This window comes from Burkholderia sp. AU17457 (assembly GCF_002223255.1).
In the GTDB taxonomy this organism is placed as follows: Bacteria; Pseudomonadota; Gammaproteobacteria; order Burkholderiales; family Burkholderiaceae; genus Burkholderia; species Burkholderia sola.
The window spans coordinates 1,725,913-1,742,300 of the sequence record NZ_NKFB01000003.1; the positions used below are offsets into that span (position 1 = coordinate 1,725,913).

General features: G+C 67.3%; 16 protein-coding genes. 9 read left to right on the forward strand and 7 right to left on the reverse strand.

Going from position 1 to position 16,388, the window contains the following annotated elements; translation table 11 throughout:
- Window positions 1–66: 66 nt before the first annotated feature.
- Window positions 67–2,589 (reverse strand): penicillin-binding protein 1A, encoded by a 2,523-nt coding sequence (locus CFB49_RS10710; RefSeq protein ID WP_069617622.1) that lies wholly within the window; start codon window positions 2,587–2,589, stop codon window positions 67–69.
- Between the two features lie 442 nt (window positions 2,590–3,031).
- Here CFB49_RS10710 and CFB49_RS10715 point away from each other — a divergent pair, with 442 nt between their 5' ends.
- The 4 genes from CFB49_RS10715 (at window position 3,032) to CFB49_RS10730 (ending at window position 6,424) form a co-directional block, all read left to right on the forward strand.
- Window positions 3,032–3,712, forward strand: coding sequence for a PspA/IM30 family protein (locus CFB49_RS10715; RefSeq protein ID WP_050013305.1), 681 nt, complete (start codon window positions 3,032–3,034; stop codon window positions 3,710–3,712).
- A gap of 86 nt (window positions 3,713–3,798) precedes the next feature.
- Window positions 3,799–4,977, forward strand: coding sequence for a tetratricopeptide repeat protein (locus tag CFB49_RS10720; RefSeq protein WP_089435180.1), 1,179 nt, complete (start codon window positions 3,799–3,801; stop codon window positions 4,975–4,977).
- A 235-nt stretch (window positions 4,978–5,212) separates the two neighbouring features.
- A complete protein-coding gene (mscL, locus tag CFB49_RS10725; RefSeq protein WP_006752022.1) occupies window positions 5,213–5,644 on the forward strand; it encodes a large conductance mechanosensitive channel protein MscL in 432 nt (143 codons plus the stop codon).
- A gap of 333 nt (window positions 5,645–5,977) precedes the next feature.
- Window positions 5,978–6,424 carry a hypothetical protein gene (locus CFB49_RS10730; RefSeq protein WP_006488003.1) on the forward strand — a complete coding sequence of 149 codons (447 nt, stop codon included), beginning with the start codon at window positions 5,978–5,980 and terminating at the stop codon, window positions 6,422–6,424.
- 66 nt (window positions 6,425–6,490) lie between these two features.
- Here the strand turns inward: CFB49_RS10730 and CFB49_RS10735 are convergent, their stop codons facing one another.
- Window positions 6,491–7,384 carry an NAD(P)-dependent oxidoreductase gene (locus CFB49_RS10735; RefSeq protein WP_089435181.1) on the reverse strand — a complete coding sequence of 298 codons (894 nt, stop codon included), beginning with the start codon at window positions 7,382–7,384 and terminating at the stop codon, window positions 6,491–6,493.
- 145 nt (window positions 7,385–7,529) lie between these two features.
- Between CFB49_RS10735 and CFB49_RS10740 the strand changes: the two genes are divergently transcribed.
- Together CFB49_RS10740 and CFB49_RS10745 are read left to right on the forward strand one after the other, a co-directional pair.
- Window positions 7,530–7,739 carry a dodecin gene (locus CFB49_RS10740; RefSeq protein WP_089491301.1) on the forward strand — a complete coding sequence of 70 codons (210 nt, stop codon included), beginning with the start codon at window positions 7,530–7,532 and terminating at the stop codon, window positions 7,737–7,739.
- A 221-nt stretch (window positions 7,740–7,960) separates the two neighbouring features.
- Window positions 7,961–8,890 (forward strand): LysR substrate-binding domain-containing protein, encoded by a 930-nt coding sequence (locus CFB49_RS10745; protein ID WP_006478550.1) that lies wholly within the window; start codon window positions 7,961–7,963, stop codon window positions 8,888–8,890.
- Between the two features lie 100 nt (window positions 8,891–8,990).
- On the opposite strand, the gene CFB49_RS10750 is transcribed toward CFB49_RS10745, so the two are convergent.
- Window positions 8,991–10,403 carry an 8-oxoguanine deaminase gene (locus tag CFB49_RS10750; protein ID WP_069617625.1) on the reverse strand — a complete coding sequence of 471 codons (1,413 nt, stop codon included), beginning with the start codon at window positions 10,401–10,403 and terminating at the stop codon, window positions 8,991–8,993.
- A gap of 508 nt (window positions 10,404–10,911) precedes the next feature.
- On the opposite strand from CFB49_RS10750, the gene uraH reads away from it, so the two are divergent.
- Window positions 10,912–11,265: a hydroxyisourate hydrolase gene (gene uraH / locus CFB49_RS10760; RefSeq protein ID WP_069617626.1), complete on the forward strand. Its 354-nt coding sequence runs from the start codon at window positions 10,912–10,914 to the stop codon at window positions 11,263–11,265.
- A gap of 53 nt (window positions 11,266–11,318) precedes the next feature.
- Window positions 11,319–12,512, forward strand: a complete 1,194-nt coding sequence (locus CFB49_RS10765; RefSeq protein WP_069617627.1) for a urate hydroxylase PuuD — start codon at window positions 11,319–11,321, stop codon at window positions 12,510–12,512.
- Between the two features lie 101 nt (window positions 12,513–12,613).
- Here CFB49_RS10765 and CFB49_RS10770 read toward each other — a convergent pair whose 3' ends face one another.
- Together CFB49_RS10770 and CFB49_RS10775 are read right to left on the reverse strand one after the other, a co-directional pair.
- Window positions 12,614–13,024, reverse strand: coding sequence for an ACT domain-containing protein (locus CFB49_RS10770; RefSeq protein WP_089491470.1), 411 nt, complete (start codon window positions 13,022–13,024; stop codon window positions 12,614–12,616).
- Between the two features lie 200 nt (window positions 13,025–13,224).
- On the reverse strand, window positions 13,225–13,629 hold the full coding sequence (locus CFB49_RS10775) for a RidA family protein (protein WP_069617629.1): 405 nt from the start codon (window positions 13,627–13,629) through the stop codon (window positions 13,225–13,227).
- A gap of 151 nt (window positions 13,630–13,780) precedes the next feature.
- Here CFB49_RS10775 and CFB49_RS10780 point away from each other — a divergent pair, with 151 nt between their 5' ends.
- Window positions 13,781–14,746 (forward strand): LysR family transcriptional regulator, encoded by a 966-nt coding sequence (locus CFB49_RS10780; protein WP_089491302.1) that lies wholly within the window; start codon window positions 13,781–13,783, stop codon window positions 14,744–14,746.
- 75 nt (window positions 14,747–14,821) lie between these two features.
- Here CFB49_RS10780 and CFB49_RS10785 read toward each other — a convergent pair whose 3' ends face one another.
- Together CFB49_RS10785 and alc are read right to left on the reverse strand one after the other, a co-directional pair.
- The gene (locus tag CFB49_RS10785; RefSeq protein ID WP_089491303.1) at window positions 14,822–15,334 is read right to left on the reverse strand and encodes an ureidoglycolate lyase; all 513 of its coding nucleotides are present in this window, start codon (window positions 15,332–15,334) and stop codon (window positions 14,822–14,824) included.
- On the reverse strand, window positions 15,331–16,344 hold the full coding sequence (gene alc / locus CFB49_RS10790; protein ID WP_089491304.1) for an allantoicase: 1,014 nt from the start codon (window positions 16,342–16,344) through the stop codon (window positions 15,331–15,333). Before alc ends, CFB49_RS10785 begins: the two co-directional genes overlap by 4 nt.
- Window positions 16,345–16,388 lie beyond the last annotated feature (44 nt).

Consider the following 16,388-nt stretch of genomic DNA (forward strand, 5'->3'; position numbering starts at 1 on the left):
CCGGCCGCACGCAAAAAAACGGGCGCCCGAAGGCGCCCGTCGCATGGCTGAAGAACAGCGTACCGCTTACTTGCTCTCGAACATGTCCATGATCTGCTGCTTCTCCTGCGGCGTGACGGGCGGCGGCGCCAGCCCGGCCGCGCCGGCCGAACCGAGTGCGTCGTTCGCGCTGATCGCGTTCTCGGCCGGGTTGATGTCGACGTTCGCGACGAAGCCATTGCCCGGCGTGCGATCCGCGTAGTACAGCTCGCCGTCGATCGTCGTCAGGCCGTCCGGCATCGGCATCTGCTGCTCGGGCACGCCGTTCAGCGCGGTACGCATATAGTTCACCCAGATCGGCAACGCGAGTTGCGCGCCGAATTCGCGACTGCCGAGGCTCTTCGGCTGGTCGAAGCCCATCCACGCGACCGCGACGAGCGATTGCTGATAGCCGGCGAACCAGCCGTCCTTCGCGTCGTTCGTGGTACCCGTCTTGCCCTGCAGGTCGTTGCGGCCCAGCGCATTGGTGCCCGCGCCCGTGCCGCCCGTCGCGACCGAATGCAGCAGGCTGTTCATCACGTACGCGTTGCGGCCTTCGATCGTGCGCGGCGCGGTGCCGCCCGCGACCACCGGTTGCGACTTCTGCAGCGGCTGGCCGCGTGCGTCGTCGACTTCGGCGATCAGGTACGGATCGACCTTGTAACCGCCGTTCGCGAACACCGCGTAGCCGGTCGCAAGCTGCAGCGGCGTCACGAGGCCCGCGCCGAGCGCCATCGGCAGGTACGGCGGCGTCTTCGCCGGATCGAAGCCGAAGCGCTGCGTCACGTACTGCTGCGCATACTGCGTGCCGATCGACGCGAGGATCCGGATCGACACCAGGTTCTTCGAACGCTGCAGACCGGTGCGCATCGTCATCGGGCCGTCCGGCTGGTCGTCGTCCTTCGGCTCCCATGCGGTGCCGCCCGGCACGCTCGGCGGGAAGTACAGCGGCGCGTCGTTGATCATCGTCGCCGGCCCGAGCCCCTTGTCGAGCGACGCCGAGTAGATGAACGGCTTGAACGACGAACCCGGCTGCCGCCACGCCTGCGTCACGTGGTTGAACTTGCTCTTGTTGAAGTCGAAGCCGCCGACGAGCGAGCGGATCGCGCCGTCCTGCGGCGCGATCGCGACGAGCGCACCTTCGACCTGCGGCAGCTGCACGACCTGCCAGCCCGTCTTGCCGTCCTTCAGCACGCGCACGACCGAGCCCGGCTTGATGCGCAGCGCGTTGTTCGCGCGGGCCCCGAGCGCGGCCGACACGAAGCGCAGGCCGGCCGGGCCGATCGTCGTGGTCGCGCCGCCGACGAACTGCACCTCGACCGCGTTCGGCGATGCCGACAGCACGACCGCCGATTGCAGGTCGCCGTTGTCCGGGTGGTCGGCGAGCGCGTCGTCGATCGCCTCGTCGCGCTCGTCGCCGGCCGCGGGCAGGTTGATCGACGCTTCGGGGCCGCGATAGCCGTGACGGCGCTCGTAGTCGAGAATGCCGCGACGCACGGCCTGATACGCGGCTTCCTGGTCGGCCGAGTTGATCGTCGTCGTGACGGTCAGCCCGCGCGTGTAGGTTTCGTCCTTGTATTGCTCGTACATCATCTGCCGCACCATCTCGGCGACGTACTCGCCGTGCACCGCGTACTGGTTGCCGGGCGTGCGCACGTGAATCTCTTCCTTGATCGCCTGGTCGTACTGCGGCTGGGTGATGTAGCCGATGTCGAGCATCCGCTTCAGGATGTATTCCTGACGCACCTTCGCGCGCTTCGGATTGACGACCGGGTTGTACGCGGACGGCGCCTTCGGCAGCCCCGCGAGCATCGCCGCTTCCGCGAGCGTGATGTCCTTCAGGTCCTTGCCGAAGTACACGCGCGCCGCGGCCGCGAAGCCGTACGAGCGCTGGCCGAGATAGATCTGGTTCATGTACAGCTCGAGAATCTGGTCCTTCGTCAGGGCCTTCTCGATCTTGTACGCGAGCAGCATCTCGTAGATCTTGCGCGTGTAGGTCTTCTCGCTCGACAGGAAGAAGTTGCGCGCGACCTGCATCGTGATCGTGCTCGCGCCCTGGCGCGCGCCGCCGTGCATCAGGTCGGCCACGCCCGCGCGCAGGATGCCGAGGAAATCGACGCCGCCGTGCTCGTAGAAGCGGTAGTCCTCGATCGCCAGCACGGCCTTCTTCATCACGTCGGGAATGTCCTGGAAGCGCACGAGGCTGCGGCGCTCCTCGCCGAACTCGCCGATCAGCACGTGGTCGGCGGTGAACACGCGCAACGGCACCTTCGGCTGGTAATGGGTCAGCGCATCGAGCGACGGCAGTTGCGGCGCCATCACGACCAGCGCATAGCCGACGATCAGCGCGCCGACGACCGCCAGTGTCGCGAACAGGCCGACGAACCACAGCGCGACGCGCGAGCCGAACGTGCGGCGGCGCCCTCCGCCACCGCCACTGCGCTGCTGCGCGCGGCGGCCGTCGTCGCGATCGTCGTCATCGGGGTAATAGGCTCCGGACGGCGAACGGCGCAGCGTGTAGTGGGGTTCGTTCCTGTCGGAAGAAGAAGGCGGTCGTTTGATAATTGGCATGTCGGAATGGCGGGCGGTCGTGGCGCCCTCGGACGCATGCGGAAATGCAAGCGGATGAATCAGAGTGGGTGCATCGAGATACGGCTGTCACGTCGACAGACCCCGCCGCGCGGCGATCCGTTCCCGCGACGTGACAGCGCATTTTAATGAAATCGCCCGGGTGCCTTCGCGATTTTTTGTAAAAATTCCCGCAATGCCGTGATTTCCGGCGCGTATTGTCGGCATCCTCGGCCTATGATGGACACGCGATACCGCGCACGCAGGCGATTTTCTTTCAGCCGCGAAAGGTTGGCGTCCTGATGCGCGAGCCGCTTGAACGCGCGCGTTTAAGCCGTATTTAAGTGAACCGGTGGTGTAATATCCGCCGGCTCACGCGGGCCGGAACGGGCTCGCGACGGGCATTGCCGCGGTCACGCGGCGCCTTTCAACCACGGAGGATTTCATGTCGCTTTTCGACTCTATTTCGCGCACGATCAAAGGCCTGCTGAACGATGCGGCCGATTCGGTACAGGATCCGTCGCGCGACGCACGGCAGATCGTGCGGGAGCTCGACGACAGCATCGGCCGTGCCGAGAATTCGCTGATCGAGATCGAGGCACAGGTCGCCACCCAGCGCAGCAAGCGCGATGCGGCCGACGACAAGGTGAAGAAGTATGAAGACGGCGCGAAGCGCGCGCTGCAGGGCGGCGACGAAGCGCTCGCCCGCGAGGCGCTCGCGGCCCAGTCGAACGCGGAAGCGGAGCGCGATGCGCTCGCGGCCGAGCTGGCGACGCTCGAGCCGTCGGTCGACAAGCTGAAGGGGCAGATCGCCGACATGCGCCAGCGCCGCAACGACCTGAATGCGCGCTCGAACATCCTGCAGGCCAAGCAGGAAATCGCGCAGGCGAAGGACGTGGCCGCCAGCGCGCTGGGCGGCATCGGCGGCAAGAACCTGTCCGAGGATTTTCAGAAGCTCGAGGACAAGGTCGCGCTGCAGAACGCCCGCTCGGACGCGCGCCTCAATTCGGCCGACACGTCGAGCGGCAAGGCGCTCGACGACAAGCTCGCCGCGCTGAACAAGGGCCCGTCGGTCGAGGATCGCCTCGCCGCGCTGAAGAAGCAGCTCGATACGCCTGCGCAGTAACCGCCGGGCCACCGCGCCGCGCCCCCGGCCCGGGCGCGCGGCGCGAACCGATCGTCAGGAGACGGGCGCATGCGCCCGGTTCGACCATGAAGAAATCTCTCGCCGCACTCGGCCTCTCGCTGATGTTGCTGTCGTCCGCCGCGTTTGCGGTCCCGTCGTTGCAGCAGGTCGAGCAGTCGATCGCGCAGCGCAACTGGCAGCAAGCCGACACGCAGCTGTCGCAAGTCATCGACGCCCATCCGAACAACGCGCACGCGCGCTACCTGTATGCGCAGGTGCTTGACCGCGAAGGCCGCGCGTCCGACGCGCTCGCGCAACTGCAGCGCGCGAAATCGCTCGATCCGCAACTGCGCTTCACCGATGCGTCGCGCTTCGCGCAGACGGAGTCGCGCATTCGCGCCGACGCCGCGCGCGTCAGCGGCAACACGCCGTCGGCCACGCAGGCCGGCACGCTGCAGCCGGGGCTCGCCCCCGCCGTCGCGCCGGCCGAAAAACACGGCCCGTCCACCAGCATGTGGATCGGCCTCGGACTGATCGTCGCCGTGATCGCGCTGGTGCTGCGCTGGACGCTGCGGCGCGCGCGCACGGCAGACGACGGCCGCGCCGACGATGAACGCCGTACGCAGCTCAAGCGCGCGACCGACGTGCTGAACGACATCCGGCCGCTGAAGCTCGACGCGAAACTGTCGACGGCGCCCGGCGCCGCGGCGCTGACCGGCGAACTCGAAGCGATCGAGAACGACGCGCGCACGCTCGTCGAGACGCTGTCGAACGGCAAGAATCCGGTGCCGCCGTATCGCGTCGATGAACTCGAACAGCGCCACGCCAGCGTGAAGGCGCGTGTCGAAGGCCGCCCCGACCCGGCCGCGCAGCCCACGGCGCCGGCGAACGGCAGCGGCTCCGTCTATGCGCAGGAAGCCGACCGCATGACGGGCGCCCAGGGTCAGCCGTATCAGCAGCAGCCCTACCCGCCGCAACAACCGTATCCGCAACAGCAACCGCCCGTCGTGATCCAGCAAGGCGGCGGTTTCGGCGGCGGAATGGGCGGGCTCCTGACCGGCGTGCTGCTCGGCGAAGCGATGTCCGGCGGCCGCGAGCGCGTGGTCGAACGCGACGTGATCGTCGACGGCGAGCACCGCCGGCAGGACGCCGACCCGGGCTTCGACCTCGGCCGCGGCGACGATTCGAACTGGAGCGACGGCAACAGCGGCGGCGGGATGGATCTCGGCAGCAACGACGACGGCTGGACCGACGACAACACCTGAGTACCCGCGCACCGGGCGTCGCCCGCATGTCGACGCCCGGCCACGCACGCCAGGCCCTGCCGCATGAGCGGCCGCGTCGACGCCCGGATTTGTCAATCATTTCAAGATGGGCTACCGGCAACGGGACGCGTTCGCTATCATGCGGCCATCGGCGTGCCACCGACCCTTATTCGACGCAAAGCAATCCTGCGCGTCGCGGCACGCCTCCCCCGCCCCACACAGGAGAAAGCCGCTCATGAGCATCATCAAGGAATTCAAGGAGTTCGCCGTCAAGGGCAACGTGATGGATCTCGCCGTCGGCGTGATCATCGGTGGCGCGTTCTCGAAGATCGTCGACTCGGTCGTGAAGGACCTCATCATGCCGGTCATCGGCGTGCTGACCGGCGGCCTGGATTTCTCGAACAAGTTCGTTCTGCTCGGCACCATCCCGCCGTCGTTCAAGGGTAATCCCGATTCGTTCAAGGACCTGCAGGCCGCCGGCGTCGCCGCATTCGGCTACGGCTCGTTCATCACCGTGGCGATCAATTTCGTGATCCTTGCGTTCATCATCTTCCTGATGGTGAAATTCATCAACAAGCTGCGCAAGCCGGAAGAGGCCGCACCGGCCGCGACGCCGGAAGACATCGTGCTGCTGCGCGAGATCCGCGATTCGCTCAAGCAGCGCTGATCGCGACACGCTCCGCCAGCCAGGCCCGCCCCGCGCGGGCCTTTTTATTGCGCATGCGATGCACCGCCGCATGCGGCCCATCTCACTTTTTTGTGACGAGCGAATGCACGCGCGGGAAAAGCAGGTCTATGATGGAGACTAAACGACAGTACGGGCGCCAAGACGCTGGCTGTGTCGATCATGGCGAGCAGGTCGACGGGAGACATTGATCGTCGTACTGCACGAATGCAGCATTTTCGTGTGCTATAAAGGATCGACATGCGGCGTACATAGCCGGGAGTGGGTCGCATGAAAGTGCCGCATTTCTTGCAATTGTTTTTGAGGCGAGTGTTTATGTCCTTCCCGAAAAAACGTCGGCGTGCGCCGCAGGATGGCCAGGAGTCGTTCCTCGCGGTCTTGCGCCACTCGAAGCCGTTTGCCCAGCTCGACACCAAGATTGCCCGCGCCCGCGCGCAGGACGAACCCGTCCTCTATGCGCACGTGCTGCCCGGGCTCGACGTGCTTCTGTGCAGCGTACGCGGCGCGCAGCCGCCCTATCCGGCCATCGCCGAGCTGCGCAAGCGCTGCATCGAATCGATCGCCAACGCGCTCGAGCAGCCGCTCGACGGCCTCGAGAACGGCGGATACTGGTACGAAGCGAACGGCTTCGGCTTCCTCGTGTTCGCGAGCCGGGCGCGTGCGCGCATCCTGCCCGAGTTTGGTGCAGGCACGAAGGCGAGCCTGCGCGGCGGCCTCGGCCGCCAGAACGCGGGCGACACGACGCCCCGCTCGCTCGGCTGAACCGCCAGTCATTCGATGGGCCGCCTCCAGGCGGCCCATCTGCCATTTACGCGTCCCGCTTGCCCGTCACGATGCCGGCCCACGGCCGTTGTTCGGCCGCACGATGTCGATGAATGCGGCGAAATCGGCGCCGGCGAGCCCCTGCGCGGCGCCGAGCCTCAGCACCTGCTGCACGGTGGCCGATACGGGCATCACCGCGCCCGTGTCGCGCGCGGCGTCGGCGATTGCGTCGACATCCTTCTGGAACGTACTGAGCGCGCCGATCGGCGGGTGACCACCCGACGTCATGCGCGGCACGAACGTCTGCAGCAGCACCGAATCGGCCCAGCCGCCGGCGAGCGCCTCGGCCAGACGCGCGGCCTCGATGCCGCTCGCCTGTGCGAGGCCGACCGCCTCGGCGATCGCGGTGACCGTCGCGGTGACGATCGCCTGGTTGCACAGCTTCGCCGTCTGGCCGGCGCCCGCGTCGCCCATGTGCGTGATGCGCGACGCGTACGTATCGATCAGCGCGCGCACCGCGTCGAGCTCGGCCACGCGGCCGCCGGCCATCACCGCGAGCGTGCCGGCCTGCGCGCCCGGCACGCCGCCGGACACCGGCGCATCGACCCAGCCGACCTCGAGCGCGGCCGCGCGCGCCGCATAGTCGCGCGTGGCGGCGGGCGGAATGCTCGAATGATCGACGATGCGCCGCAGGCGGCGCGTGCTCGCGTCACCGGAAAGCAGCCCGTGCTCGCCGAACACGACGTCGCCGACCGCCCGGCCGTCGAGCACGCACACGAACACCGTCTCGACGCGCTCGGCCAGCTCGCGCGGCGTGCCGACCACCTGCGCGCCGTCCTTCACCAGCGCGTCGGCCTTGTCGCGCGAGCGATTCCATACACTGACGCGATGCCCGGCCGCCAGCAAATGCCGAATCATCGGCGCGCCCATCAATCCCGGTCCGCAAAATCCGACTTCCACGATGCGCCTCGTCTCCGATATGGGTTGCAGTTGCCGCCCATCATACCTATCACTCAAGAAGCCGGGCATGCACGGGACCGTAGCGGGACCGTGCGGGACCGCGGTTTGCCCCGGCAACACAGACCGATATCCCAGGGAGCGCATCATGAGCGACCACGTGTACAAGCTGATCGAACTGACCGGTTCGTCGCAACAATCGAGCGACGACGCGATCCGCAACGCAATCTCGAAAGCCGGCAAGACGCTGCACAACCTGCACTGGTTCCAGGTGACCGAAACGCGCGGCCACATCGAAGGCGACCAGATCGTGCACTGGCAGGTCACGCTGAAGGTCGGCATGCGTATCGACGACTGACGCCCCGCACGCGTCACGCGCCCCCCCACTGCCGGATGCGTGCAATGCGCATCCGCGCGGCGCCGTGCCCGCCCGCATTTCGCTCCGTTCGGGCCCCTTGTCGACGCGCGGCCGACCGGTAGCCGCGGGTATCCATCTCTTGACGCTGATTTTCGTTCATATTAAAAACGATATACCCACCCCATCCCTCGATCAGCCCAGCCATATAACCCGGAGATAACATGAGCCAGCAACGCGAGGCGATCGACACGTACCTCTTGCGCGTCTTGCACACCTTGTTGATGGAGCGCAGCGTCACACGCGCGGCCGTCAAACTGAACCAGTCGCAACCGGCGATCAGCGCCGCGCTGCGGCGCCTGCGCGACATCACCGGCGATCCGCTGCTGGTGCGCGGCAAATCCGGCATGGTCCCGACCGAATACGGGCTGCGCCTGCTCGAGCCCGTGCAGAACGCGCTGCGCGAAATCGAGCGCATCAAGTTCCAGCAGCACAACTTCGACCCGGCCACGTCGATCCGCTGCTACCGGATCGGCTGCCCCGACTACCTGAACGTGCTGTTCGTGCCGACCGTCGTCGAACGCTTCCGCCTGGCCGCGCCGAACGCGACGCTCGAGTTCCACTCGCTCGGCCCCGCGTTCGACTACGAGCTCGCGCTGGAAGACGGCAAGCTCGACATCGTCGTCGGCAACTGGCCCGAGCCGCCCGAGCAGCTGCACCTGTCGAACCTGTTCGTCGACGAAATCGTCTGCCTGATGAGCAACACGCACCCGTTCGCGAAGCGCGGCGGGCTCACGCTCGACCAGTACCTGAACGCGCCGCATCTCGCGCCGACGCCGTACTCGGTCGGCCAGCGCGGCGCGATCGACGTGCATCTCGCGCGCGAACGGCTCAAGCGCCACGTGGTCGTCACGCTGCCGTACTTCAACCTCGCGCCTTACGTGCTCGTGAAGTCGGACCTGATCTTCACGACCACGCGGCTGTTCGCCGATCACTACGCGAAGTTCCTGCCGCTGTCGGTCGTGCCGGCGCCGCTCGACTTCCCGCCGATGCAGTACTACCAGCTGTGGCACGAGCGCTGCCATTACTCCGACGAAGTGCGCTGGCTGCGCAGCCTCGTCGCCGAAGCCACTCGCACGCTGATCGAGGCGTAAGCGCATACGGCGCGCCACGCGCGCGCCGGTCACACCGTTGCGCGGCGGGCGGTGGCGGCAACGGCCGCGCCCCGTGCGGCGCGGCCTCCCCGCCGACGCGTCAGCGCGACGCCTCCACGAGCGCGTGCGCCAGCGCGTTGTGACGCTCGATCACCGGCGGCAGATCGAGCGTCGCGAGCCGCCCTTCCCGCACCACCACCTTCCCGTTCACCACCGTGTACGCCGTCTGCGATGGCGCGCAGAACACGAGCGCCGCGACCGGATCGTGCAGCGCGCCCGCGAACAACGGCTGACGCAGGTCGAACGCGGCGAAATCCGCGGCCATGCCGGGCTTCAGCGCGCCGATGTCGTCGCGGTTCAGCACCTTCGCACCGCCGAGCGTCGCGATCTCGAGCGCTTCGCGCGCGGTCATCGCATCGGGCCCGAAACCGACCCGCTGCAGCAGCAGCGCCTGGCGTACCTCCGCCACCATCTGCGCGCCGTCGTTCGATGCGGAACCGTCGACGCCAAGCCCGACCGGCACGCCCGCGAGCCGCATCTTCTTCACCGGCGCGATGCCGGACGCCAACCGCATGTTCGAGCACGGGCAATGCGCGACACCCGTGCCGGTGCGCGCGAACAGGCCGATGCCCGCATCGTCGAGCTGCACGCAGTGCGCATGCCACACGTCGTGGCCCACCCAGCCGAGATCTTCCGCATATTCGGCGGGCGTCATCCCGAACTTCTCGCGGCTGTACGCGATGTCGTTGACGTTCTCCGCGAGGTGCGTGTGCAGCGACACGCCGTATTCGCGCGCGAGCACGGCCGCATCGCGCATCAGCCCGCGGCTCACCGAGAACGGCGAGCACGGCGCGACCACCACGCGCAGCATCGCGTAGCGGCCTTCGTCGTGATAGGTCTCGATCAGGCGCTGCGCGTCGCGCAGGATGTCGGGTTCGCGCTCGACGACCGAGTCGGGCGGCAACCCGCCGTCGCGCTGGCCGACGCTCATCGCGCCGCGGCTCGCATGAAAGCGCATGCCGATCCGCCGCGCGGCGCCGATGCTGTCGTCGAGCCGGCTGCCGTTCGGGTAGATGTACAGATGGTCGCTCGACGTCGTGCAGCCCGACTGCAGCAGCTCGGCCATCGCGGTCAGCGTGGACACCTCGATCATCTCGGGCGTCAGGTGCGCCCAGATCCGGTACAGGTTCGTGAGCCAGCCGAACAGTTCGGCGTTCTGCGCGGCCGGCACCGCGCGCGTGAGGCTCTGGTACATGTGGTGATGCGTGTTCACGAGCCCCGGGATCACGAGGTGGCCGCGCAGGTCGAGCACTTCGTCGGCCGTGTCGGGCAGCTCGGCGCTCGGACCGACCGCGACGATCCGGTTGTCTTCGATGTAGAGTCCCGCGTCGCGCAGCTCGCGGCGCGTGTCGTCCATGGTCACGAGCACGTCGGCGTGCTTGACCAGCAGGGTCGTCGGGCGGGATGAGGAAGGGGTCGGCGCGCGTGCGCCGGCGTGCTGCTCGAGATTCATGCGTTCTCCGCGTCGGTCTGCCTCCAGGGGGCTGCCCTGGAAGCGGTCACACAGCCGTTCGAACGCTGAATCGCGGCACGCCCCGGCGCCTGCGTCCGTTCGAACGCCCTGGCCCGGTTACCCGGCGTGCTCGCCGTCTTCGGGGTGCGCCCGGCCACCGGCCGACGCGCACGGCGGGAGGATCGCCCAAGTGCGCGCCGCGCACAATACGCGATCCCGAATACCCTGCTTCAGGGATCCGGTATGGTACGCCGCCCGATGCCCCGCCGCGTGCCCGACACCGGCGCGCTCAGCCCTGTCCGGCGGGCCGTCGACAGCCGCTCATGCGCGGCGCATTATCTTCGATATCGCGCACGTATTTGCACGGGGAACCTTTTTACAATGCCTGCACGGCGCTCGCTTCACTCTCGCCGACGGGTATGTAGCCACGTGACGTGGAGCCTCGATCCGCCGCACGGTCAATGGATCGAGTCGCCGCCGAACCTCGCATTCACACAAGGAACAACGAATGGGAAAGCTCACTACCCACGTACTCGATACGGCGCACGGCCGTCCCGGCGCCGCCATCAAGGTGGACCTCTACGCGCTGGACGGCGAATCGCGCCGCGCGATCAAGACCGTGCTGACCAATAGCGACGGCCGCTGCGACGAACCGCTGCTCGAAGGCGCGGCGCTCGCCGCCGGCGAATACGAACTCGTGTTCCATGCCGGCGACTACTTCGCGGCGCTCGGCGTGAAGGTGCCCGAACCCCGCTTCGTCGACCGCGTCGTGCTGCGCTTCGGCATCGCCGACGCCGGGTCGCACTACCACGTGCCGCTGCTCGTGTCGCCGTGGTCGTACAGCACCTATCGCGGCAGCTGACAGACGAATCAGCGCCTGCATCAAGACAAACGATCTGAGTCTGGAGGAGTTTCATGGAAGGCTTCATCACCGACTGGCTGAACCTCGCGCTGCGATGGCTGCACGTCATCGTCGCCATTGCGTGGATCGGCGAGTCGTTCTATTTCGTCGCGCTCGACAACAGCCTGAAGCCGCCGACCGACCCGAACCAGCGCAAGCGCGGGGTGTTCGGCGAGCTGTGGCACGTCCACGGCGGCGGTTTCTACAATATGCAGAAGTACACGGTCGCACCGCCGGAAATGCCCGATGACCTGCACTGGTCGAAGTGGCCGTCGTACACGACGTGGCTGTCCGGCTTCACGCTGTTCTTCGTGCTGTACCTGCTTGCCCCGAACACGTACCTGATCGACAAGAACGTGCTCGACATGGGCCCGGTGGTCGCCGTCGCGTCCGCACTCGGCTTCCTCGCGGCCGGCTGGATCGTCTACGACTCGCTGTGCCGCCTGCTCGGCACCAACGACCGCGTGCTCGGCATCTGCGTCGGCCTGTACGTCGTCGTCGCCGCGTACCTCGCGTGCCACATCTTCTCGGGCCGGGCCGCCTACCTGATCGTCGGCGCGATGCTCGCGACGATCATGTCGGCGAACGTGTTCTTCGTGATCATCCCGGGCCAGCGCAAGATGGTCGACAAGATGCTCAAGGGCGAAGAACCGAACCCGATCTACGGCAAGCGCGGCAAGCAGCGTTCGGTGCACAACACGTACTTCACGCTGCCGGTCGTATTCGCGATGCTGTCGAACCACTATGCGATGACGTACACGAACAAGTTCAACTGGGTCGTGCTCGTGCTGATCATGCTGGCCGGCGCGCTGATCCGCCAGTTCTTCGTGATGCGTCACCGCGGCAAGCAGCTGTGGTACCTGCCGATCGGCGGCGTCGCGCTGCTGTCGGGCGCGCTGGTGTGGACGATGCCGAAGCCGGTCGCGCCGGAAGCGCAAGCGGCCAACGCACCGAAGATCGCGATCCACGACATCATGCCGATCCTGCAGCAGCGCTGCGTCGAATGCCACTCGGCGAAGCCGACGCTGATGGGCAGCGCGCCCGCGGGCGTGATGTTCGATACGCCGGACGAAGTGTCGAAGAACGCGCAGCGGATCTACGACCAGGCCGTGCGCCTGAAGGCGATGCCGATCGGCAACGTCACGCACATGACCGACGACGAGCGGACCAAGCTCGCCGCCTGGTTCGAGGGTGGCGCGGTCAGGTAAGCCGCCGCGCGCCGGACGTCATTCGCCGGCGCCATGCTCTCCGTTCGCGGGCCCGGTGACGGGCCCGTTTTTTTGCCGCGCGGCGGAATGCCGTTCGCGCGTCAGCCGCGCATCGCGTCCCGCTGCAGTGCGATGAGTGCGTCGCGTGCGCGCGGGCCGTCGTCGAACGGCACGAAGATGTGATCGTGGTACGCGGCGGCCATCACGTTGCAGCTGATGCCGGCCGCGCCGAGCGCCCGCGCGAACGCGGCCGTGAGGCCGACGGCCGCGAGGTCGGAATGGACGGTCAGCGTGATCCATGCGGCCCGGAACAGCACCGGCCAGCCGCGACGCGCGGCCGTCTCCTCGTCGACCACGACCGTCAGCCCTTCCGCTTCGCGGAACGTCGCGATCACTTCGGATAACGATACGTCTGCGTCGTGCGGCAGCGCGATGAATGCGAATGCGCCCGGATGCAGTTCGGGCTGCATCGTGCGCAGCAGGACCGCGAGGTCGTTTTCAGGCTGGCTCATCGGAAGATCATGCCCGGAACCGGGCGTCGTGTGGTGGCGATGCGGGCACGATAGCACGCGCTGCACGCACACCATCGCGACTTCGTCCGCGAGCCAGTCGCGGCGCGGATCGTCCTGCATGTGCCGCGGATATACAACGTGATACGCGAGCGCGGGCGCCGCGTCGACGCTCACGTCGAACGGTCGCACGAAGCGTCCGGTCACGCGTCGACCGTCTCCGGCAACCGCGCGATCGCCTTGATCTCGAACTGAAACCCGTACAGCCAGGTCACGCCGACGGCGGTCAGCGTCGGATGCGGTGCGTCGCCCCAGTATTCGGGCACGATCTCCCAGACCCGCTCGAACGTCGCTTCGGGATCGACGAGGAACACCGTCACGTCGACGACGTCGTCGAACGTGCAGCCGGCCGCGCGCAGCACCGCATTCAGGTTCTCGAACGCGCGGCGGACCTGCGCGCCCAGTTCGGGCTCGGGCGAGCCGTCCTCGCGGCTGCCGACCTGCCCGGATACGAACAGGAAGCCGTTCGAGCGCAACGCCGGCGAATAACGGTTGCGGTCGTACAGCGCCTGGCGACCCGGCGGAAAAACTACGCTACGCTTTGCCATTCGACACCTCCATCGGTCTTGTCGGGCGACGTGCCCTTGCATCCACGATGGAGGCACTTTAAGGACCGTTGCGCGACGGATAAACCCGCAACCCTGCCCAACACTGTTTGCGCACGCCAAACAATCTGCGACCGACGCGGAGCCCCGACCGATGGATCGATTCGACGCAATGCAGGCGTTCGCCCGCGTGGTGGAAGCCGGCAGCTTCACGAAGGCAGCCGACACGCTGCACATGAGCCGCACCACCGTCACGCAACTGGTGCAGCAGCTCGAAGCGCGGCTGCGCGTGAAGCTGTTCAACCGCACGACCCGCAAGGTCGTCGTCACCGCCGACGGCGCCGCCTACTACGAGCGCGTCGTACGACTGCTGGCCGACATGGACGATGCCGAAACGAGCCTGTCGGCCGCGTCGGCGTCGCCGCGAGGGCGGCTGCGCGTGGACGTGCCGACTCCGTTCGCGCGCCTGATCCTGATCCCCGCGCTGCCCGCGTTCCATGCGCGCTATCCGGACATCCAGCTCGACATGGGCGTGAGCGATCGTGTGGTCGACGTGATCGGCGAGAACGTCGATTGCGTCGTGCGCGGCGGCGAACCGACCGACCGCGCACTGGTCGCGCGCCGCATCGGCGACCTGCGGCTCGGCGTGTACGCATCGCCCGCCTATCTCGCGCGCGCCGGCACGCCGTCGCATCCGGCCGAACTCGAGGACACGCATCACCGGGTCGTCGGCTTTCTGTGGGCGCGCACCGGCAAGACGCTGCCGTTCGCGATGGAACGCGACGGCGAGGAAGTCAATGTGCGCGGGCGCTACGTGCTCGCGGTCGACGACGGCAATGCATACCTCGAAGCCGGCCTCGCGGGGCTCGGCATCCTGTGGCTGCCCGACTACATGGCCGCCGCGTCTCGCGCGAGCGGCGAGCTGGTGCCGCTGTTCGAACAATGGCAACTCGAACCGATGCCGATGTATGTCGCGTTCCCGCCGAACCGGCATGTCAGCGCGAAGCTGCGCGTGTTCGTCGACTGGGTCGCCGAGCTGATGGCCCGGCATGCGCCGGTTGCGCACCGGCGGCGCGGCGGCAACGGTTCGCGCGATACGCGCAAGGCCGTGTCAACCTGATTCGCGCGCCAGCGAGCGCACATAAAAAACCCGCGCAGGTTGCGCGGGTGTCGACAGACGAACGATCGGCCTGACTCAGGCCGTCACCGCATCCAGCGCATCCTCCGTGAGCCACAGCGACTCCTGCAGATCCTGCTCGTTCAGGTTCAGCCCGTCGCCGCCGCGATCGACGACGATGAAATCGCTGACGCCACCCAACGCGATCAGCGGGTGATGCCACACGCCCTTCGCATAGTTCACGCCCTGCCAGCCGCTCGTCACGAACGCGCGGATCTTCGCCGGATCGAGCTCGCCCGCGGGTGCGACGACGACGAGATACGGCTGATCGTTCAGCGGCACGAACGCCTGGCTGCCGAGCGGATGCCGCTCCAGCATCTTCACCTCCAACGGCAGCGTGCGCGGCTGGCCGCGGAACAGGTTGACGAGCGGGCGGCCGCCTTCATCGGTCACGTCGACTTTCGCGAGATCGTGAAAGCGGATCGTCGTGCCGAGGTTGATCGGGATCTGCTTCGCCCCTTCCGTTTCGATCACGTCGCCGAACGGCGCAAACGCCTCCCTGGTCAGCGGTTCGATGGCAAGCGTCTTCATTTGTCGAGCGTCCCCCACAGACGCAGGCGCGACACGCCGCCGTCCGGAATGATGTTCAGTCGCACGTGCGTGACGGGGCCGAGCGACGCGATCTCCTGTTCGAAGTAGTGCTGCCTGTCCATCTGCAGCTTCTGTTCGCCGAGCAGCACCGGCCAGAACATCGACTGCGTGATCAGCGAGCTGTCCGTGCCGCCCGACACATACGCGGCCTGGATCGAGCAGCGATCCGGGTAGTTGCCCTTGAAGAACGCGGTATCGACTTCGATCTTGCGGATCACGCCCGGCTGCGCGAGCGCGATGATCGCCCAGTCGTTGCCCGGCTCGCGGCGGCGGCGGGTTTCCCAGCCGTCGCCCATGTTCACGCCGCGGCCCGGCAGCAGCAGGTTCGACGCGACGCCGAAGTGCTGGTTGTTCGCCGCCACCACGTAACCGCCGTTTTCCATCGCCGCGAGGTCGAACTGCTCGGTCGCGCTCGCGCCGGCCCAGTCGAGCTGCGGCTGGCCGTACACGCGCAGGCGCGCGATGCCGCCGTCCGGGTAGATGTTCACGCGCAGATGCGTGAACGCGCGCGCGTCGCCCGCTTCGACGTAGTGATGACTGTTGCCTTGCAGCGTCGTCGACGGGACGATCTCGACCCACTCGGTCGCGTGCGTCGGCGCGCCGTCGGCCACGAACGCGGCCTCGATCGACGCGGCCGGCGGGAAGTTGCCGGTAAAGTGGCTCGTGTCGATGTCGAAGCCCTTGATCACGCCCGGGCGCGCGAGCTTGACGATGCACCAGTCATAGCCGGTCGTGCGCTTGCGGCGCGTTTCCCAGCCGTCCATCCATTTGCCGTGATCGTCATACTTGCCGGGGATGAAGACGGCCGGCTCGGGGTTCAGCATCCGGTCCTTCGGCGCGAAGAAATCGTCGCTCGCCTCGAGCGCCTGCGCACCGAGACGCGGGTCGGCAAGATTCACGTAGCGCCGCGTGAAATCGGGCGCGTTCGGATCGAGAAGCGGAACAGCCATGATGTTTCCTTGTTTCAGTGAGACGATCGGCCGCTGCGACGCAG

Bases quoted from the DNA above. Each gene is read 5' to 3' on its own strand.
- mscL (WP_006752022.1), top strand. From the start codon at position 5,213: ATGAGCATCATCAAGGAATTCAAGGAGTTCGCCGTCAAGGGCAACGTG.
- CFB49_RS10785 (WP_089491303.1), bottom strand. From the start codon at position 15,334: ATGAAGACGCTTGCCATCGAACCGCTGACCAGGGAGGCGTTTGCGCCG.
- uraH (WP_069617626.1), top strand. From the start codon at position 10,912: ATGGGAAAGCTCACTACCCACGTACTCGATACGGCGCACGGCCGTCCC.
- CFB49_RS10775 (WP_069617629.1), bottom strand. From the start codon at position 13,629: ATGGCAAAGCGTAGCGTAGTTTTTCCGCCGGGTCGCCAGGCGCTGTAC.
- CFB49_RS10710 (WP_069617622.1), bottom strand. From the start codon at position 2,589: ATGCCAATTATCAAACGACCGCCTTCTTCTTCCGACAGGAACGAACCC.
- alc (WP_089491304.1), bottom strand. From the start codon at position 16,344: ATGGCTGTTCCGCTTCTCGATCCGAACGCGCCCGATTTCACGCGGCGC.
- CFB49_RS10745 (WP_006478550.1), top strand. From the start codon at position 7,961: ATGAGCCAGCAACGCGAGGCGATCGACACGTACCTCTTGCGCGTCTTG.
- CFB49_RS10740 (WP_089491301.1), top strand. From the start codon at position 7,530: ATGAGCGACCACGTGTACAAGCTGATCGAACTGACCGGTTCGTCGCAA.
- CFB49_RS10765 (WP_069617627.1), top strand. From the start codon at position 11,319: ATGGAAGGCTTCATCACCGACTGGCTGAACCTCGCGCTGCGATGGCTG.
- CFB49_RS10730 (WP_006488003.1), top strand. From the start codon at position 5,978: ATGTCCTTCCCGAAAAAACGTCGGCGTGCGCCGCAGGATGGCCAGGAG.
- CFB49_RS10780 (WP_089491302.1), top strand. From the start codon at position 13,781: ATGGATCGATTCGACGCAATGCAGGCGTTCGCCCGCGTGGTGGAAGCC.
- CFB49_RS10750 (WP_069617625.1), bottom strand. From the start codon at position 10,403: ATGAATCTCGAGCAGCACGCCGGCGCACGCGCGCCGACCCCTTCCTCA.
- CFB49_RS10770 (WP_089491470.1), bottom strand. From the start codon at position 13,024: ATGAGCCAGCCTGAAAACGACCTCGCGGTCCTGCTGCGCACGATGCAG.
- CFB49_RS10720 (WP_089435180.1), top strand. From the start codon at position 3,799: ATGAAGAAATCTCTCGCCGCACTCGGCCTCTCGCTGATGTTGCTGTCG.
- CFB49_RS10715 (WP_050013305.1), top strand. From the start codon at position 3,032: ATGTCGCTTTTCGACTCTATTTCGCGCACGATCAAAGGCCTGCTGAAC.